General features: G+C 48.7%; 12 protein-coding genes and 1 riboswitch. Of the genes, 6 read left to right on the forward strand and 6 right to left on the reverse strand.

The annotated features are described in order from the left end of the window. Positions 1-127: 127 nt before the first annotated feature. From H7F15_RS01300 to H7F15_RS01310, 3 genes are all read right to left on the reverse strand, one after another. Complete coding sequence (locus H7F15_RS01300; RefSeq protein ID WP_255481025.1) at positions 128-520, reverse strand: transposase; 393 nt, start codon at positions 518-520, stop codon at positions 128-130. A 464-nt stretch (positions 521-984) separates the two neighbouring features. Next, the gene (locus H7F15_RS01305) at positions 985-3,363 is read right to left on the reverse strand and encodes a ribonucleoside-diphosphate reductase subunit alpha (RefSeq protein WP_185195140.1); all 2,379 of its coding nucleotides are present in this window, start codon (positions 3,361-3,363) and stop codon (positions 985-987) included. 346 nt (positions 3,364-3,709) lie between these two features. Continuing rightward, entirely contained in the window at positions 3,710-4,669 is a 960-nt protein-coding gene (locus H7F15_RS01310) for a ribonucleoside-diphosphate reductase small subunit (protein WP_185195141.1), read from the reverse strand. A 647-nt stretch (positions 4,670-5,316) separates the two neighbouring features. Between H7F15_RS01310 and rplU the strand changes: the two genes are divergently transcribed. The 5 genes from rplU (at position 5,317) to lhgO (ending at position 12,767) form a co-directional block, all read left to right on the forward strand. Further along, the gene (gene rplU / locus H7F15_RS01315; protein WP_185195142.1) at positions 5,317-5,625 is read left to right on the forward strand and encodes a 50S ribosomal protein L21; all 309 of its coding nucleotides are present in this window, start codon (positions 5,317-5,319) and stop codon (positions 5,623-5,625) included. A 64-nt stretch (positions 5,626-5,689) separates the two neighbouring features. Beyond that, a complete protein-coding gene (gene rpmA / locus H7F15_RS01320) occupies positions 5,690-5,959 on the forward strand; it encodes a 50S ribosomal protein L27 (protein ID WP_185195143.1) in 270 nt (89 codons plus the stop codon). 260 nt (positions 5,960-6,219) lie between these two features. Beyond that, a riboswitch (SAM riboswitch) is annotated at positions 6,220-6,326 on the forward strand. Positions 6,327-6,398: 72 nt separating this feature from the next. Continuing rightward, positions 6,399-10,112: a methionine synthase gene (gene metH, locus H7F15_RS01325; RefSeq protein WP_185195144.1), complete on the forward strand. Its 3,714-nt coding sequence runs from the start codon at positions 6,399-6,401 to the stop codon at positions 10,110-10,112. 233 nt (positions 10,113-10,345) lie between these two features. Then, positions 10,346-11,302 carry a methylenetetrahydrofolate reductase [NAD(P)H] gene (gene metF / locus H7F15_RS01330; protein WP_185195145.1) on the forward strand — a complete coding sequence of 319 codons (957 nt, stop codon included), beginning with the start codon at positions 10,346-10,348 and terminating at the stop codon, positions 11,300-11,302. Between the two features lie 241 nt (positions 11,303-11,543). Beyond that, complete coding sequence (gene lhgO / locus H7F15_RS01335; RefSeq protein WP_185195146.1) at positions 11,544-12,767, forward strand: L-2-hydroxyglutarate oxidase; 1,224 nt, start codon at positions 11,544-11,546, stop codon at positions 12,765-12,767. A gap of 18 nt (positions 12,768-12,785) precedes the next feature. Here the strand turns inward: lhgO and H7F15_RS01340 are convergent, their stop codons facing one another. From H7F15_RS01340 to hemW, 3 genes are all read right to left on the reverse strand, one after another. Next, the gene (locus H7F15_RS01340; protein ID WP_185195147.1) at positions 12,786-13,556 is read right to left on the reverse strand and encodes a cyclase family protein; all 771 of its coding nucleotides are present in this window, start codon (positions 13,554-13,556) and stop codon (positions 12,786-12,788) included. 53 nt (positions 13,557-13,609) lie between these two features. Continuing rightward, a complete protein-coding gene (locus tag H7F15_RS01345) occupies positions 13,610-14,023 on the reverse strand; it encodes a hypothetical protein (RefSeq protein WP_185195148.1) in 414 nt (137 codons plus the stop codon). Between the two features lie 83 nt (positions 14,024-14,106). Next, complete coding sequence (gene hemW / locus H7F15_RS01350; protein WP_185195149.1) at positions 14,107-15,234, reverse strand: radical SAM family heme chaperone HemW; 1,128 nt, start codon at positions 15,232-15,234, stop codon at positions 14,107-14,109. A 191-nt stretch (positions 15,235-15,425) separates the two neighbouring features. On the opposite strand from hemW, the gene H7F15_RS01355 reads away from it, so the two are divergent. Continuing rightward, positions 15,426-17,183 (forward strand): BamA/TamA family outer membrane protein, encoded by a 1,758-nt coding sequence (locus H7F15_RS01355; RefSeq protein WP_185195150.1) that lies wholly within the window; start codon positions 15,426-15,428, stop codon positions 17,181-17,183. Positions 17,184-17,245 lie beyond the last annotated feature (62 nt).

Here is a 17,245-nt window from a genome sequence, read left to right on the forward strand (position 1 = left end):
GTTTGATAAAAGGCACCTGGGAGAGATTTCAGGTGCTTTTTGTTTTATAGTTCAGACGTTAGATGTAGTAAAGCTTACTGCGATTTTCTGTAGTTATTGGTGCTTTCAACAATAACTACAGCTGCTCTTATTCTCTATAGTGTGTCAGGAATCCGAAATCATCGGTATTTTCAATGTAAAATTTTGCGGATGAGAATAGGTATGCCTCGGGCAGAGAGGCGAGTTGCCACCTTTCCTGCAGGGGGTTATTATGAATGTAATCCAGTTTCTGCTCGGTAACAGCAACAGAGTAACAGTAAATTGACAAGGGATTTCGCTCCCATAGTTGGTAACGCCGGTCTTTGGCATCTACCCTAAATCTCTCGAGCACTAAAGGGTGGTTTTTTACAAGATCATACTTTATTTGCTGAGCAGTATACTTCAGAAAATCCCGTTGCACATCTCCCCGCTTATGTAGTTCTTCCATTTTCCAGAGTAAGTGCAGGTGGTTTGGCATGATTACGAAAGCGTAAATCTTCACTCGGTTTTGCTCTACGAGATAGCGTAAGCTATCAACAATGATTTGCTTATACTTATCAGGCTTTAGTAAGTGCTTCCACTCCAGGATAGTAGCTGTAAAAAAGGCGATATGCTCCTGTTCATGCATGTGCGGTCATACTGCTGAGGATATTCTGATGTTGCATAGAGAGGCTATAGGCGTCTTTTAAGGTAGCTCGATCTTTACTCTTCTGTTTACCCTTTCCCTCCGCCGTTGTTGGTGTTTTCACCAACAACTATACTATAGATACGAAGCTATATAAGAAACAATAGACAACACACCTTATCTATAAAAGACAGGCTATAACTATAGGAAGACCCAAAGTGGTTGTTGGTGAAAACACCAACAACGGCGGGACGGCAGATATAATCGGAAACTATAGTTTGTTATGCAAAACAAAAAGGGAAGCCTCTCAGCTCCCCTTTCTATAGTTATAGTTTCAAACTTTACGATCCGCAAGCTTCGCAAGCGTCCGGGTTGTCCAGGCTGCAGGCCATGTCGCTGCGGTTCTGGTCTTGGTTGTAAACCGGCGATAGGGTTTCGGCGGCTTGTTTCTCTACGGTAAACTTAATGGCATCTACAGCGGCTTTGGTGCGCAGGTAGTACATACCTGTTTTCAGGCCGCGCTTCCACGCATGGAAGTGCATTGAAGTCAGTTTACCGAAGTTCACGTTCATTACGTGTAGGTTCAGCGACTGGCTCTGGCAGATGTATGCACCACGGTCAGCACTCATATCAATTACCGTGCGCTGGCTGATCTCCCAAACCGTTTTATACAGATCCTTGATGTTCTGCGGAATGTTCGGGATATCCTGTACCGAACCGTTGGCAGCAATAATCGCATTCTTCATGTTATCATTCCACAGGCCAAGCGCGATCAGGTCTTTCAGCAGGTGCTTGTTCACCACCATAAACTCGCCACTCAGTACGCGGCGCAGGTAAATGTTGGACGTATAAGGCTCAAACGATTCGTTGTTACCCAGGATCTGTGCCGTAGAGGCGGTTGGCATTGGCGCTAACAGCAACGAGTTACGAACACCATGCTCCATTACTTCTTTGCGCAGCTCCTCCCAATCCCAGCGGCCCGACTTAGGCGTTACGCCCCACATATCGAACTGGAACTGACCTTTTGATAGCGGAGAGCCCGGGAATGTTTCATAAGCACCCTGTTTCTTCGCCAGGTCTTTAGAGGCCGTCATGGCAGCAAAGTAGATCGTCTCGAAGATGTCTTCGTTCAGGCGCTTGGCTTCTTCGCTCTCGAATGGCATGCGTAGCGCAATAAACGTATCGGCTAAGCCCTGCACACCCAAACCAATTGGCCTGTGGCGCATGTTGGAGTTACGCGCCTCTTCTACCGGGTAGTAGTTAATATCAATCACCTTGTTCAGGTTCTTGGTAACGTGGTAGGTTACATCAAACAGCTTCTGGTGGTCGAATATCTTATGGTTGCCGTTCTCTTTTACATAGCGTGGCAGGGCCAGCGATGCCAGGTTACAAACAGCAACTTCGTTCTCGTCGGTGTACTCCATAATTTCGGTGCACAGGTTCGAGCTTTTTATAGTTCCAAGGTTCTGCTGGTTGCTCTTGCTGTTGGCCGCATCTTTATATAGCATGTATGGCGTACCGGTCTCTATCTGCGACTCCAGGATATGGAACCACAGGTCCTGCGCTTTCACTGTTTTGCGGGCACGGCCTTCGCGCTCGTACTTTTCGTAGAGGCGCTCAAAGTCTTTACCCCAGCACTCGGCCAGGCCAGGCGCTTCGTTCGGGCAAAACAGGCTCCAATCGCCGTTCTCTTCCACGCGCTTCATAAACAGGTCTGGTGTCCAGAGAGCGTAGAACAGGTCGCGGGCGCGGTTTTCCTCTTTTCCGTGGTTCTTCTTCAGTTCCAGGAATTCGAAGATATCGGCATGCCACGGCTCCAGGTAAATCGCGAAAGCACCTTTGCGCTTGCCTCCGCCCTGGTCTACGTAACGGGCTGTGTCGTTAAACACCTTCAGCATCGGGATAATACCGTTGGATGTACCGTTGGTGCCTTTAATGTAAGAACCCGTAGCACGCACATTATGGATGCTCAGGCCAATACCTCCGGCGCTCTGCGAAATCTGCGCACACTGCTTCAGGGTATCGTAAATGCCCGGAATGCTGTCGTCTTTCATGGTCAGCAGGAAGCACGAAGATAGCTGTGGCTTTGGCGTACCAGCGTTAAATAATGTAGGCGTAGCATGCGTAAACCACTTCTCCGACATCAGGTTGTATGTCTCGATAGCAGACTCGATATCTTCTTTGTGAATACCAACGGCTACACGCATCAGCATGTGCTGCGGGCGCTCCACGATCTTACCATCCAGGCGCAGCAGGTACGAGCGCTCCAGCGTTTTATAACCGAAGTAGTCGTAGTTATAGTCGCGGTCGTAGATTATAGTTGAGTCCAGGGTAGCGGCGTGCTTACGGATGATCTCATACACATCTTTGGCCAGCAGCGATGCATTCTCACCGGTTTTAGGGTCGGTGTAGGTATACAGGCGCTTCATGGTATTGGAGAACGATTTGCTGGTAACCTTGTGCAGGTTTGAGATAGCAATACGTGCTGCTAATACTGCGTAGTCCGGGTGCTTGGTGGTAAGCGAAGCCGCTGTTTCAGCAGCCAGGTTATCCAGCTCTACAGTGGTTACACCATCATAAATGCCATCAATTACCTTTTTGGCAACCTCAATCGGCGATACATAATCAGCATGTAAGCCATAGCACAGCTTCTCTATTCGGGCTGTGATCTTGTCGAATTTAACGGATTCGCGCCGGCCGTCTCGTTTAACTACTAACATAAGGTATACAATTAGCGGGATTAAAGGGCCCGGGTTTTTAACTGATATATTTGGTTTGCCTGCGCCAGTGCCACAAGCTGAAATTTTAATGTGTAAGGTACTGCCAGCTCATACGCGGATAGGTATAAGCCGTTGTAGTACAATAGATTGTAAGTAAAGCAAAATGCCTTTACTATATAGCGGGGATGGCATTCCCCTGGTGGCGCTATGGCCTTTGGTACCGGCCCAGGTTTGCGGTCGCCTCTACTCTTCAGCTACTGCCCGGTTAGGTAAAGAAAGTATAGTTAAGTGGCGGCAGGAGTGCTCGCTGCCTTTGCCACTTAAATATAGAGAAGTTCTGATATTATTAAAAGTCTTCGTCCAGCGAAAAAACATTTTTGTCTTTGTCGCCCAGTACGCCGGCTTTCTGGTACTCGCCTACACGCTTCTCGAAGAAGTTGGTCTTGCCCTGCAGCGAGATCATTTCCATAAAGTCGAATGGGTTGGTGGCGTTGTAGATCTTCGCATAGCCAAGCGAAACAAGCAGTCTGTCGGCTACGAACTCAATGTACTGGCTCATCAGTTTGGCATTCATCCCGATCAGGTCAACCGGCAGCGCGTCAGTTACAAATTCCTGTTCTATAGTTACCGCATCACGGATGATCTCGTGCACGCGCTCCTGTGGCAGCTTGTTTACCAGCATAGAGTATAGCAGGCAGGCAAAATCGCAGTGCAGGCCTTCGTCGCGGCTGATCAGCTCGTTAGAGAAGGTTAAGCCCGGCATTAAGCCACGCTTCTTCATCCAGAAGATAGAGCAGAAAGAACCGGAGAAGAAGATGCCTTCTACAGCTGCAAAAGCAATTAAGCGCTCGGTAAAGTTTTCACTCTCGATCCACTTAAGCGCCCACTCGCCTTTTTTCTTAACGGCAGGCACATTCTCCAGTGCGTTGAACAGGAAATCTTTTTCGCTTTGCTTCTTTACATAGGTATCTATAAGGAGCGAATAGGTCTCGGCGTGGATGTTCTCCATCATGATCTGGAAACCATAAAAACAACGCGCTTCCGGAATCTGTACCTCGTTCATGAAGTTAACAGCCAGGTTCTCGTTCACGATACCATCCGATGCGGCAAAGAATGCCAGTACGTGGCTGATGAAGTGACGCTCGCCGTCGTTCAGGTTCTCCCAGTCTTTCAGGTCCTGGCTCAGGTCTATCTCCTCAGCGGTCCAGAAGCTGGCTTCTGCTTTTTTATACATCTGCCAAACCTCGTCGTGCTGAATGGGGAACAGTACAAAGCGGTTAGGATTCTCTTTCAGTATTGGCTCCATAATATACTAAGTGTTTTATTGGTTGAAGGGGTAAGCGATCCGTTGATCAGCTTAGAAAACACCCCGTGAATACTTTTGTTTTGATGGCCGTTAAATCCGGTCCGGGTAATATCGTGAGTTCAAATATAGACAAATGAACTTGAAACAGCTGGTTAAAGTTGTTCAATTTATGCACAAATATTTAACCTTCTGAATATTAATTGATTGCGCTAAAATCAACACCGTTATCAACATAGTTATTTTACTATATCTTTTGTTCAATATATTGTTAATAATATATCAAATAATTGTTAAGTGCAATGTTTTGCGGGTGCAGGCGCTGCGGTAGCCCCTTTTGCCGTGTGCCTGCCCTGAAGAAGTGCAAATAATAGGGTTTGTTGCTGCAGTTACTCTGCTCGTTGTTATAAGCCGGGTGTGGATTTGTGGAAAACAGAATTTTCCAGGGCGGCCTCTAAAGCATTGAATGGTTAGGTGTTAGGTGTGTTTTTAACAAGGTGTAAAAAGTTAGTCCGGGTATTTCAACATCGTTATCCACAGTGTGCGCAAGTATGGCTATAGTTGCAGAACATTTTAGATTACAAGTGTTTGCATATTTGATATAAGTGCCGTACTTTTGCAGACTAAATTTTAAACATACATTGAAGCTGATGTACGCAATTGTAGAAATCGCAGGTCAACAGACCAAAGTAGAGAGCGGTAAGTTCATCTACGCTAACAAGCTTTCCGGCAATGAAGGTGACGCCGTTGAGTTCGCCAATGTTCTTCTTACAGACGATAACGGAAACATCACCCTTGGTGCTCCTTTCGTAAGCGGTGTTAAAGTGGTTGGTAAAATCCTTGGCAACGTGAAAGGCGAAAAAATCCGTGTTTTCAAGAAGAAGAGAAGAAAAGGGTATAGAAAATCAAGAGGACATCGTTCTCACTATACCAAAGTTCTGATCGAGAGCATTGGATAAGCAGTAAGAGGAAATTTATCGTAGAACCATTTCGGGCCACGGCCTGAGTAAATAGTAAAATAAAATGGCACACAAAAAAGGAGCTGGTAGTTCTAACAACGGTCGTGAGTCGCACTCAAAACGACTGGGTGTTAAGATTTATGGTGGCCAGGATATCATCGCTGGTAACATCATTGTAAGACAAAGAGGTACAGCGCACCACCCAAGCGCAAACGTAGGTATGGGCAAAGACCACACCCTGTTCGCTCTGGTTGATGGTGTTGTAGAATTCAAGAAAGGTAAGAAAAACCGTTCTTACGTATCTGTAATTCCAAGAGTAGAAGCTGAGGCTTAATTCTTGCCGCACAGAATTGAAAGGGATGCCCGATGGCATCCCTTTTTTATTTTAAAACAAACTATAAACTATAGCCGGGGGCTTACGTATAATAAAGCAGAAGGAGTTATAGTTAATACAATTAAACTCTTTTTAGGAAAAGGACACTTAATGTGTCCTTTTCTGTTTTAAGGCCATTGGATAGTCTCAAATCACAACTATAGTTATATTCTAATGCAACAAAAATTCGCTTTTTGCGGATAAGTGTAATAACTTGCAGCTTCTTATCAAGAAAGACCGAGGGAAAGGGCCCTGTGACGTCTTAGCAACCTTGGCAAACTTGGTGCTAATTCCCTTCCGGAAGCATGCTATCCGGAAAAGATAAGATAGTCCATCCTTCACTTCGGGTGTCCTTTCTTGATGAGCGGTAGTAAAACGCAAGCGAGAGAAGGATATCAACATGAAGAAGAACAACCATCCCATTTACAATTTACTGAAAGAGCGTGTACTGGTCCTTGATGGCGCCATGGGCACAATGATCCAGCGTTACCAGCTCTCGGAAGCTGATTTCCGTGGCCAGCGCTTTAAGGCTCATCCCTCCGACCTGAAAGGTAACAACGACCTTTTATCGATCACGCGTCCGGATATTATCAAAGCCATTCATACAGAGTACCTGGAGGCCGGTGCCGACATCATCGAGACCAACACCTTCAGCGGCACAACTATAGCCATGGCTGACTATAAGCTGGAGCACTTGGTATATGAGCTCAACTATGAGTCGGCGAGGCTAGCGCGGGAGGCGGCTGATGAAATAGAAGCCAAAGATCCTTCACATAAACGTTTTGTGGCTGGCGCTATCGGGCCAACTAACCGTACGGCTTCGCTCTCTCCGGATGTGAACAACCCGGGCTACCGCGCCATAACATTCGACCAACTGGTAGAAGCTTATTATGAGCAGGTGCGTGGTTTAGTGGATGGCGGTGCTGACTTGCTGTTAGTAGAAACCGTTTTTGATACACTGAACTGTAAAGCAGCCCTTTTTGCTATTCAGGAATTTGTAAATGACGGTGGTAAAGAGCTGCCGATCATGGTTTCCGGAACTATAACGGATGCCAGCGGCCGTACCTTGTCCGGGCAAACCGTTGAAGCGTTCTGGAATTCCATTTCGCATGCGCCTCTGTTGAGCGTTGGCTTTAACTGTGCCCTGGGTGCGCGCCAGCTGAAGACGCACATTCAGGAGCTGTCCCGTATCTCAGACTGTTTTATCAGCGCTTACCCGAATGCCGGCTTGCCAAATGCTTTTGGCGGTTACGACGAAACAGCCCAGCAAATGGGTGCTATAGTTGAAGAATACCTGAAGGAAGGATTGGTAAACATACTGGGTGGTTGTTGTGGCACTACGCCCGTACATACTAAAGTAATAGCAGACTTAGTGCGAAAGTATAAACCGCACGTTCCTACCCCGGTTGCCCCACTCCCACGCTACAGCGGCCTCGAGCCTTTAACTATAACCCCCGAAAGCCTTTTTGTGAATGTTGGTGAACGCACCAATGTTACCGGCTCTAAGATGTTTGCCCGCCTTATAGTTGGCGAAAAGTTTGAAGAAGCCTTGGCCGTTGCCCGTCAGCAGGTAGAAGGGGGCGCGCAGATCATAGACGTGAACATGGACGAAGGTATGCTTGACTCGGAGCAGGCCATGACCAACTTCCTGAACCTGATCGCTTCTGAGCCTGACATCGCCAAGCTGCCGATCATGATCGACTCTTCGAAGTGGAGTGTGATTGAAGCCGGTTTGAAATGCGTGCAGGGTAAATCTATAGTTAACTCCATCAGCTTAAAAGAAGGCGAAGAAGCCTTTAAGAAACTTGCCCGCAAGGTACGCCAGTACGGTGCTGCCGTGGTGGTAATGGCTTTTGACGAAACAGGCCAGGCTGATACGCTGGAACGCAGAAAAGAAATATGTGAGCGCTCTTACCGCATTTTGGTAGATGAAGTAGGTTTCCCGCCGCAGGACATCATTTTCGACCCGAATATCCTGGCTATTGCCACTGGCATAGAAGAGCACAACAACTATGCAGTAGATTATATCGAAGTAGTAAAATGGATTAAGGAAAACCTGCCACATGCCCTGGTGAGTGGCGGGGTTAGTAACCTGTCGTTCTCGTTCCGTGGCAACGATGTGGTGCGTGAGGCGATGCATACCGTGTTTTTATACTATGCCGTGCAGGCTGGTATGGACATGGGTATTGTAAATGCGGGTATGCTGGGTGTGTACAGCGAGATACCAACAGAGCTGCGCGACCTGATCGAAGACGTGATCTTTAACCGCCATCCGGACGCAACAGAAAAACTGGTAACCTATGCTGAAACTATAAAAGGCAAAGGCAAAACTGCCACCGCGGCCGACACCGCCTGGCGCGATGCCTCTGTGGAAGAGCGCCTGAAACATTCTCTGGTAAAAGGTATAGTTGACTACATAGAAGAAGATACCGAAGAAGCGCGCCAGCAGGCAGTTAAAACCCTGGATGTAATTGAAGGTCCGCTGATGGCTGGTATGGGCGTAGTGGGTGATTTGTTTGGTGCCGGTAAGATGTTTTTGCCGCAGGTAGTAAAAAGTGCCCGCGTGATGAAGAAGTCGGTAGCGTATTTGTTGCCGTTCATGGAAGCCGAAAAGCTGGCCAATGATACCTCCAAATCAACGGCCGGAACTATACTGATGGCGACGGTGAAAGGCGACGTGCACGACATTGGTAAAAACATTGTAGGCGTCGTGCTGGCCTGTAACAACTATGAAGTGATCGATCTGGGTGTGATGGTGCAGCTGGACAAGATCCTGGCGGAAGCTGAAGCGCATAAAGTAGATATCATTGGTCTGAGCGGATTGATTACGCCATCGTTGGATGAAATGGTGTACGTGGCACAGGAAATGGAGCGCCGTGGCATGAAGATACCGCTGCTGATAGGTGGCGCTACTACATCACGCGTACATACAGCCGTGAAGATCGCGCCGCAGTATAGTGGCCCGGTAGTGCACGTGCACGATGCCTCGCGAAGCGTAACGGTGGTAAGTAGTTTGCTCAGCAGCGAGCGTGACGCTTACATTGCCGAGATTAAAGCGGAATATGAAAAGCTACGCGAAGACCACCTGGGCCGTACCAAGGATCGTGCTTTCGCAACTATAGAAGAAGCCCGTGCCAACAAGTATCAGGTAGACTGGAACACTACGCAGCCAACTAAACCGAGCTTCATCGGCAACAAAACATACACCAATTACCCGCTTTCGGAAATTGTGCCGTACATCGACTGGACACCGTTCTTCCATGCATGGGAGCTGAAGCGACAATACCCGAAGATTCTGAACGATCCGGAATTAGGCACGGAAGCTGCCAAGCTGTTTAACGATGCGCAGGCCATGCTAAAAGAGATTGTTGATAACCAGTTACTGGAAGCGCGTGCTGTAGTTGGTTTCTACCCGGCCAACGTGGAAGCGGATGATACGATTGAAGTTTACACCGATGATTCACGTGAAAACGTGCTGACGGAATTCCATACGTTAAGGCAACAAGGTAAGAAAGGAGCAAATGTGCCAAACCTGGCCTTTTCTGATTTTCTGGCTCCAAAGGAAACCGGCGTTAAGGATTATATCGGAGGCTTTGTAGTATCGGCTGGCTTTGGTATTGAAAAGTTGCTGGAGAAATACGAAGCCGAGCACGACGATTATAAATCCATTATGGTGAAAGCGCTGGCCGACAGGCTGGCCGAAGCCTTCGCGGAACTGATGCATGCTAAAGTGCGCACGGAACTATGGGGTTACGCACCGGGTGAGAACCTGAGCAACGAAGACCTGATCAAGGAGAACTATAAAGGCATTCGTCCGGCGCCAGGTTACCCGGGTTGCCCCGACCATACCGAAAAGATAACCTTGTTTAATTTGCTGGATGCAGACAGAACATCAGGGGTGATTCTAACCGAGAATCTGGCCATGTATCCGGCTGCATCGGTAAGCGGGCTGTACTTCTCGCACCCGGAATCGAAATACTTTGGTTTGGGTAAGATCGGCGAAGACCAGGTGACAGATATCGCACAGCGCAAAGGCATGCCGAAAGAAGAACTGGAGCGCTGGTTATCTCCGAACCTGAACTATGAGCCAAAGCCGCTGGCGCAGGTGGTGTAATCCGACCACCCCTACCCCTCCTTATCCAAGGAGGGGAGCCTGCTGTTGTTTTGCTACATTTCAAGTTTTATAGCTGAAGGCTATGGAATGCGATAAAGCAAATTATCAGCTGCATAAGTTGAGTAGTAAGTAATAGTTCCCCGCCTTGGATAAGGAGGGGTTAGGGGTGGTTGGAGCCGGTGCTGCTAAACCAACCATTTAACAATTGAACCATCTAACAATTTAAGTTTAAATTGAAAGTAACAGACCACTTCAAAAATGCGAATGGCAAAACGCTGTTCACTTTTGAGATACTTCCCCCGCTGAAGGGCGAAAACATGAAAACCCTGTTCAGCCACATCGACCCGTTGATGGAGTTTAAGCCACCGTTTATCGACGTGACTTACCACCGTGAGGAATATGTGTACAAACAGCGCGAAAATGGTTTACTCGAGAAGATCACGACCCGCAAGCGCCCTGGTACAGTAGGTATTTGTGCTGCCATCCAGAACAACTATAAAGTAGACACGGTGCCACACCTGATCTGTGGGGGCTTTAACAAGGAAGAGACTGAGAACGCCCTGATAGATCTGCACTTCCTGGGCATTGATAACGTGCTGGTACTCCGCGGTGACTGTGTAAAGAGCGAGCAACGCTTTGTAGCAGAGCCCGGCGGCCATAACTATGCAACAGAGCTGATAGAACAGGTCGTGAACATGAACAACGGTGTTTACCTGGATGATGAGCAGGCCTACCACAACGGTACTGGCTTTTGTATAGGTGTGGCCGGCTACCCTGAGAAGCACTTCGAAGCCCCAAACCTGAAATCAGACCTGCGCTGGCTGAAGAAGAAGATAGAACTGGGCGCCGATTACATTGTAACACAAATGTTTTTCGATAACCAGAAGTACTTCGACTTTGTGAACCGCTGCCGTGCTGAAGGGATAACCGTGCCGATAATCCCGGGGCTGAAACCAATGACTACCAAAACCCAGCTTACCTTACTCCCGAGCCTTTTCCATATTGAAGTGCCGTGTGAGCTGGCCGATGCCATAGAAGATTGTCCGGATAACAAAGCCGCTGCCCAGGTGGGGGTAGAGTGGGCCATCAAACAATCGAAAGAGCTGATGGAATTTGGGGTGCCATGCCTGCATTATTACTCAATGGGCAAGTCAGATTCGGTGCGCAAAGTAGCGGAGGCCTTATTTTAGAACACAACACTACACTCTTACAAACAACTAAACTACCTTAGGCCGGGGCGTATGCTCCGGCTTTTTTTATTTCCTGCAGAAGTATAAACAATTAACGAAGCAACAGCTATAACAGCTTTGCCCCTGAGCAGGCAGAATTTCTTAAAATTCATTGTCGTAAATATTTAAATTCTCGTATCCTTCTCTGTACAAGGCAGGCGCAACCAACAAGCCTGAAATTTCTTCAGTAACACAACCTAACATGTCAGAACAAAAATACGATACCATAGTAGTGGGAGCCGGTTTGGTAGGTCTCTCCGTAGCTTATCACCTGAAGCAGCAAAACCCTGATAACAGAGTACTGCTTATCGAAAAAGAGTCCACCGTCGCGCAGCACCAGTCGGGGCACAACAGCGGTGTTATTCACAGCGGAATATATTACAAGCCGGGCAGCCTGAAGGCCAGGAACTGTATTGCAGGCTATCACTCCATCATCGAATTTGCCGAAGAACACGGCATTCCGTATGATATCTGCGGAAAGATCATTGTGGCGACTTCGGTTGCTGAGCTGCCTAAGCTGAACGATATTTACGAACGTGGCATACAAAACGGGCTTACCGATCTGAAAAGACTTAAAAGCCTGGATGAGATCCGGGAGTATGAGCCGCACGTAGCCGGTGTAGAAGCCATTCATGTGCCACAAACAGGTATCATTGATTATCCGGCCATGGCTGCAACACTTCTGCGCCTGTTTAAGCAGAATGGCGGAGAAGCAGCCTTCGGAGAACAGGTCGTGAAGATCAGATCAGAAAAAGACACCGTGTACGTGGAGACGACGAAAGGCTCCTATACCGCTGCCAGCCTGGTAAGCTGCGGCGGCCTTTTCTCGGACAGAGTAGCCAACCTGACAGAAGAAGAAAATGACCTGCGGATCATTCCTTTCAGGGGCGAGTACTATAAGCTGCGGGAGGAGAAAGAGTACCTGGTGCGTAACCTTATTTACCCGGTGCCGGACCCGAGTTTCCCGTTCCTGGGCGTACACTTTACACGCATGATACAAGGCGGTATTGAGGCTGGTCCGAATGCAGTTCTGGCCTTTAAGCGCGAAGGCTATACGTTCAGCGATTTCAACTTTAAAGACACACAGGATACGTTAACCTGGCCCGGCTTCTGGAAGATTGCAGCCAAATATGGCAAAACCGGCTTGGGCGAGATGTACAGATCTTTGTCTAAAGCGGCATTTACTAAGGCGTTGCAAAAACTGATGCCCGAAGTACAGGAGCAGGACCTGGTGCCGGGTGGAGCAGGCGTACGGGCGCAGGCCTGCGACAGAAACGGTAACCTCATCGATGACTTCGACATTCTGAACCGCCGCAACATTATTCATGTGCGTAACGCGCCTTCGCCGGCGGCAACATCTTCGCTGGCAATAGGGCAATATATCTGTGATCAGTTAGTGGGCAGCCAGGCTATAGTTAAGCAGTAAGCTTTGACTTAGCTATAGCTATAGTTGCGGAAATACCGGCGACAAACTATAGAGTACTGGCTTGCTCGGGCTGGCATCCAGCTGCAGGCTGGCTATCTGTAAGTTTAGCAGGTACAAGCCATCTGCGATATGGTCGGGTACATAGATCAGTTCGGTTATAGTAGCGCCGCAGCGGGTATTTTTAGGGTATTGCCAGAAAGCGTGGTGGCACAGCAGTTTGCCTTCGTCCAGTTCACGGTCTACGGATGGCAGGTCCAGGAGCAGGTGCTGTACACCTTTCTCGGCTAAATACTGGCCTATAGTTGGCTCTAAGTATGGCGGGTTGGTGCCGGAGTAATGGCGGGTGAGTTTATCGTCGGTGTTAGGTAAGGTGCGGAGAATAACGGCTTCACATTTTATGCCCTGTAGTTGTTCGCGTACATCGTCCAGCAATACTACTTCGTCGCCGTTCTGCTGTTTCTGCGGAGCTATAGTTATGAGCTGGGCTACAAATAAAAAGCGTTTCAGGCAGTTGTGGATGGTGGCATACTCATCGGCGGAGATGTGGCCGTAGCACTCGGTGTGGGTACCGTTGCCGTGTGGCGTAAGGTGCACGCGCTTATAGTTGGTACTGCCACCGTTGGCTACTGAGCCTACAAAATCGCCTACCCGGATCACATCAAACTGAACCGGCTCTGCCCAGAAACACTCCGGCTGTGGTTGCCTGTCGTGCAGCGGCATCGAGATATCCAGTGGCTGCAGCGGGTTGAAACTATAGGTCTGGTTGTGGTAGGTAATGGTGGCTTCCATGGTTTGCGGGCTTTTTAACAAGTATAGCAGAAAATCCCGAAACTATAGGTATCCTATTCTTCCAACAGCCAGCGCAAAGCTTCTTCTTCCGAAGTAAAATCCTCGATCTCGTAGTTTAACAAGCCCGTAGCATCAGCCCGCGCTACTACCGAGGCCAGTGCCAGCTTCTTGAACAGGTTATCGGGCATGACGCGTGCCATTCTGCGCAGCGGTGTTTGCGAAAATAAATTGTAGTAGGTGTTGGAGAGCCAGTCTTTGGTTTCGGGACCAAGCACCGATACCTGTTGTGCGTTTACCAGTACCAGCTCAGCTGCCCGGGCTGCAATCACATCGTAGGCCCGCATGGTTTCGGTCTTAAACTGCTCATCGGTTAAAGGGCGCAGCCATTCCGTCCTGACGTAAGAAAGCGCATCATCAGCTTCTATTTTAAAATCATCGGAAAGAAAGACTGTAATAAGTTGCGGCATTTATTTTCGGGCATTGAGGATCATGCGGTAGTCCCAACATACGCAGCAAACAAAATTAGGTGTAAACTATATTATTATTTTAGCTATTCCGTCATCAGATCCAGCGTGATCTGGTCGGCCAATAGTTTGCCTTTGTCGGTCAGGTATAGCACATCATCTTGTATAGTTGCCAGTTCTTTCTGCTGTAGCTCCTGCAGGAATAGTTGGTGTGTTGCCAGCACATCGTAGCTATAGTTGGTGCGGAGTTTTGCCAGGTCGCAGCCCCAGGTGGTGCGGAGGGTAGTCAGCAGGTAGTCGTTGGCCTGGTCAGCTATAGTTAGCTCTTCTACTTCGGCAGGTATCGTTTGCTGCGCGATGGCATCGATGTACTTGCGGTTATTGGCTACATTGTACTGCCGGCTGTGGCCGTTAAACGAGTGCGCGCTCGGCCCCACACCCAGGTAGTGCACGCCACGCCAGTAGTTGCTGTTGTGTTTCGATTCGTAGCCTGGTTTACAGAAGTTAGAGATCTCGTACTGCACAAAGCCATGCTGCGCCATCTGCGCTAACAGGATCTCGAACTGCTGGGCCGTAAAGTCGTCTTCCGATGGCTTGAACTTGCCTTTCTTGCTCCAGCGGCCCAGTGCCGTGTCAGGCTCAATAGTTAGGGCGTAGCACGAAACATGCTGCACGTTCAGCGAGAAAAGCGTTTCTAAATCTTGTAGCCAGATGCTGTGATCCGGTGCCGGGATGCCGTAGATCAGGTCCACGGTAATGTTATCGAAACCGGCAGCCTGCGCATCTTTCACGCATTGTAAACTTTCGGTAGCGTTGTGGGCGCGGTTCATCAATTGCAGGTGCGGCTCATGAAACGATTGCAAACCTATACTTAAGCGGTTGATGCCGGCGGCTTTCAGTTCCTGTAGTTTCTCCGGTTTCAGGTCATCAGGGTTGGCTTCCAGGGTTATTTCCGCATTATCCGAAACTATAAACAGCCGATCTATAGTTTGTAGCAGAAGCTGGAGTTCTGGTTGGGTGAGCAGTGAAGGGGTGCCGCCACCAAAGTAGATGGTCCGTACTTCCTGGCCCTGCAAATAATCTTTTCTGAGTTCCAGCTCGCGGGCAATGGCCTGTATCGTTTTCTCTTTCGTCCCCATCGAGGTGCTAAAGTGAAAATCGCAGTAATGGCAGGCCTGTTTGCAGAAAGGAATATGTAAGTAGATGCCGGACACGGGTTAAATTGCTAAATTGTTAGATTGTTAAATTGTTGATGATCTGGAAACTATAGTTTGTGGTTCTTAAAGTACAGTTGAACCCGTTACCTTTGTTGCTAAACTATAGCTCCCTTTAGGATGACCAATTATGATGACCAACTATAGTTTAACAATTTAGCCATCAAACAATTCAACTAGTAAGAGTACAAATGTATAAAATAGCTGCCGTAGTTTGGTGTTTGCTTTTGTGGCTGCCGTTTGCGCAGGCCCAGACGCAACCAGTTGCGCCGCAGCCAAAAGTGATACTCAAGCTACACACCACGCCGCAGGATGCTCCCCGTCTGCGCGGCTATAGTTACCAAAGCACCCATCCCGATTCGGTAACGGCGGCTAAAGAAGTAAAAGCGCTGGTGTACCAGATGCAGCAGGATGCGTACCTGCTCACTTCTGCGGATAGTTTATTTCTGCGCAACGACACGCTTCACGTGAAACTGTACATCGGCAATCGCTTTGAGTATGCCCGCCTGCGCAACGGTAATTTAAGCGAAGGAATTCTGATCGAGTCTGGTTTCCGGGAGAAGTTTTACCGCGATGTGCCTTTTAAACCTGCCGAGTATGTAAAGCTGCAGCAACGCATACTGGATTATGCCGAGCGCAACGGCTACCCTTTTGCCAGTGTGTGGCTGGATACGATAAAGATAGAAAACGGTAAGATTGATGCAGCCCTGATGGTGGAAAAAGCCTTTGTGGTAACCTACGACTCGGTGCAGGTAATGGGCGGCAGCAAAACCAAACCAAAGTTTCTGATGCGTTACCTGCAGCTGCAACCAGGGCAGCCTTACAACCAGGAACAGATCGAAGCTACCCAGCGCATGCTCACTGCTTTGCCTTACATACGCATAACAAGGCCGCCTCAAGTGCGCTTTGCCCGCGACAAAGCCCGGGTTATTTATTTCCTGGAGGACCGGCAGGCCAACCAGGTGGATGGTATCGTTGGTTTCCTGCCCGACCCGACCCGCCAGGACAAACTGCTGATCACCGGCGAAGCCAACCTGAACATCCGGAACATAAAAGGAACCGGCAAAAGTATAGGGCTGCAGTGGCGGCGCGTCAACAAAGGCTCAGTTATACTCAATGGCGAATACCTGCACCCTAACCTGTTTGGTACACCGTTCGAGCTGGGCACACGCTTTAGTTTACTGAAACAGGATTCCTCCTTCATTACCATCCAGCCGCGTCTGCAACTGGGCTATTATACCTTAAAGTATGGCAAGTTTAGTGTGTATGGCGAGTGGCGCAACTCCCGTATTCTGGGCGCTGCTAATCCGCAAAGCCTGCGTAATTTAGACCTGGCCGATGCCCGCACCAGCACCTATGGCTTCAACTACATCTGGAATAACCTCGATGATTTCTATTTCCCGCGTAGTGGCCGCTTAGTAGAGTTTGACCTTGCTGCCGGTACCAAAACCCTGCTGCGTAACCCCGACCTGGAGAAAAGCTTTTACGACACGTTGGACATGCGCACTACACAGTTAAGCATAAGCCTGCGCGCCGAGAACTTTTTCCGGGTGAGTAAGAACAGCGCCTTACTGGCCAGGCTGCAGGGCGAAGCACTGCTAAATGACCAGCTTTTCCTGAACGACATGTACCGCCTGGGCGGCCTTACCTCTATCCGCGGCTTCGACGATTACTTCTTTTATGCTTCCTCCTACGCCATCGGGACTATAGAATACCGCCTGTTCACGGCCTCCGATTCCTATGTGCTTTTGTTCTACGACCAGGCCTATTACCGCAGCGAGTTGGAGAAATCGAAAGCCAGTGGCTGGCCATCGGGTGTAGGTGGCGGTATAAGTTTCAGTACCGGTGCCGGAATTTTTCAGCTGGTGTATTCGGTGGGGTGCTCTGAGCAACAGCCACTTTCGCTCAAATACTCTAAAATCCACTTCGGGATAACCAGCAAATTTTAACTTTTTTTGCCCTTTTTAAGTATAACCACTTGCAAAGTATACACCGATGTACTACTTTTGTA

Source organism: Pontibacter sp. Tf4 (genome assembly GCF_014212495.1).
GTDB lineage: Bacteria > Bacteroidota > Bacteroidia > Cytophagales > Hymenobacteraceae > Pontibacter.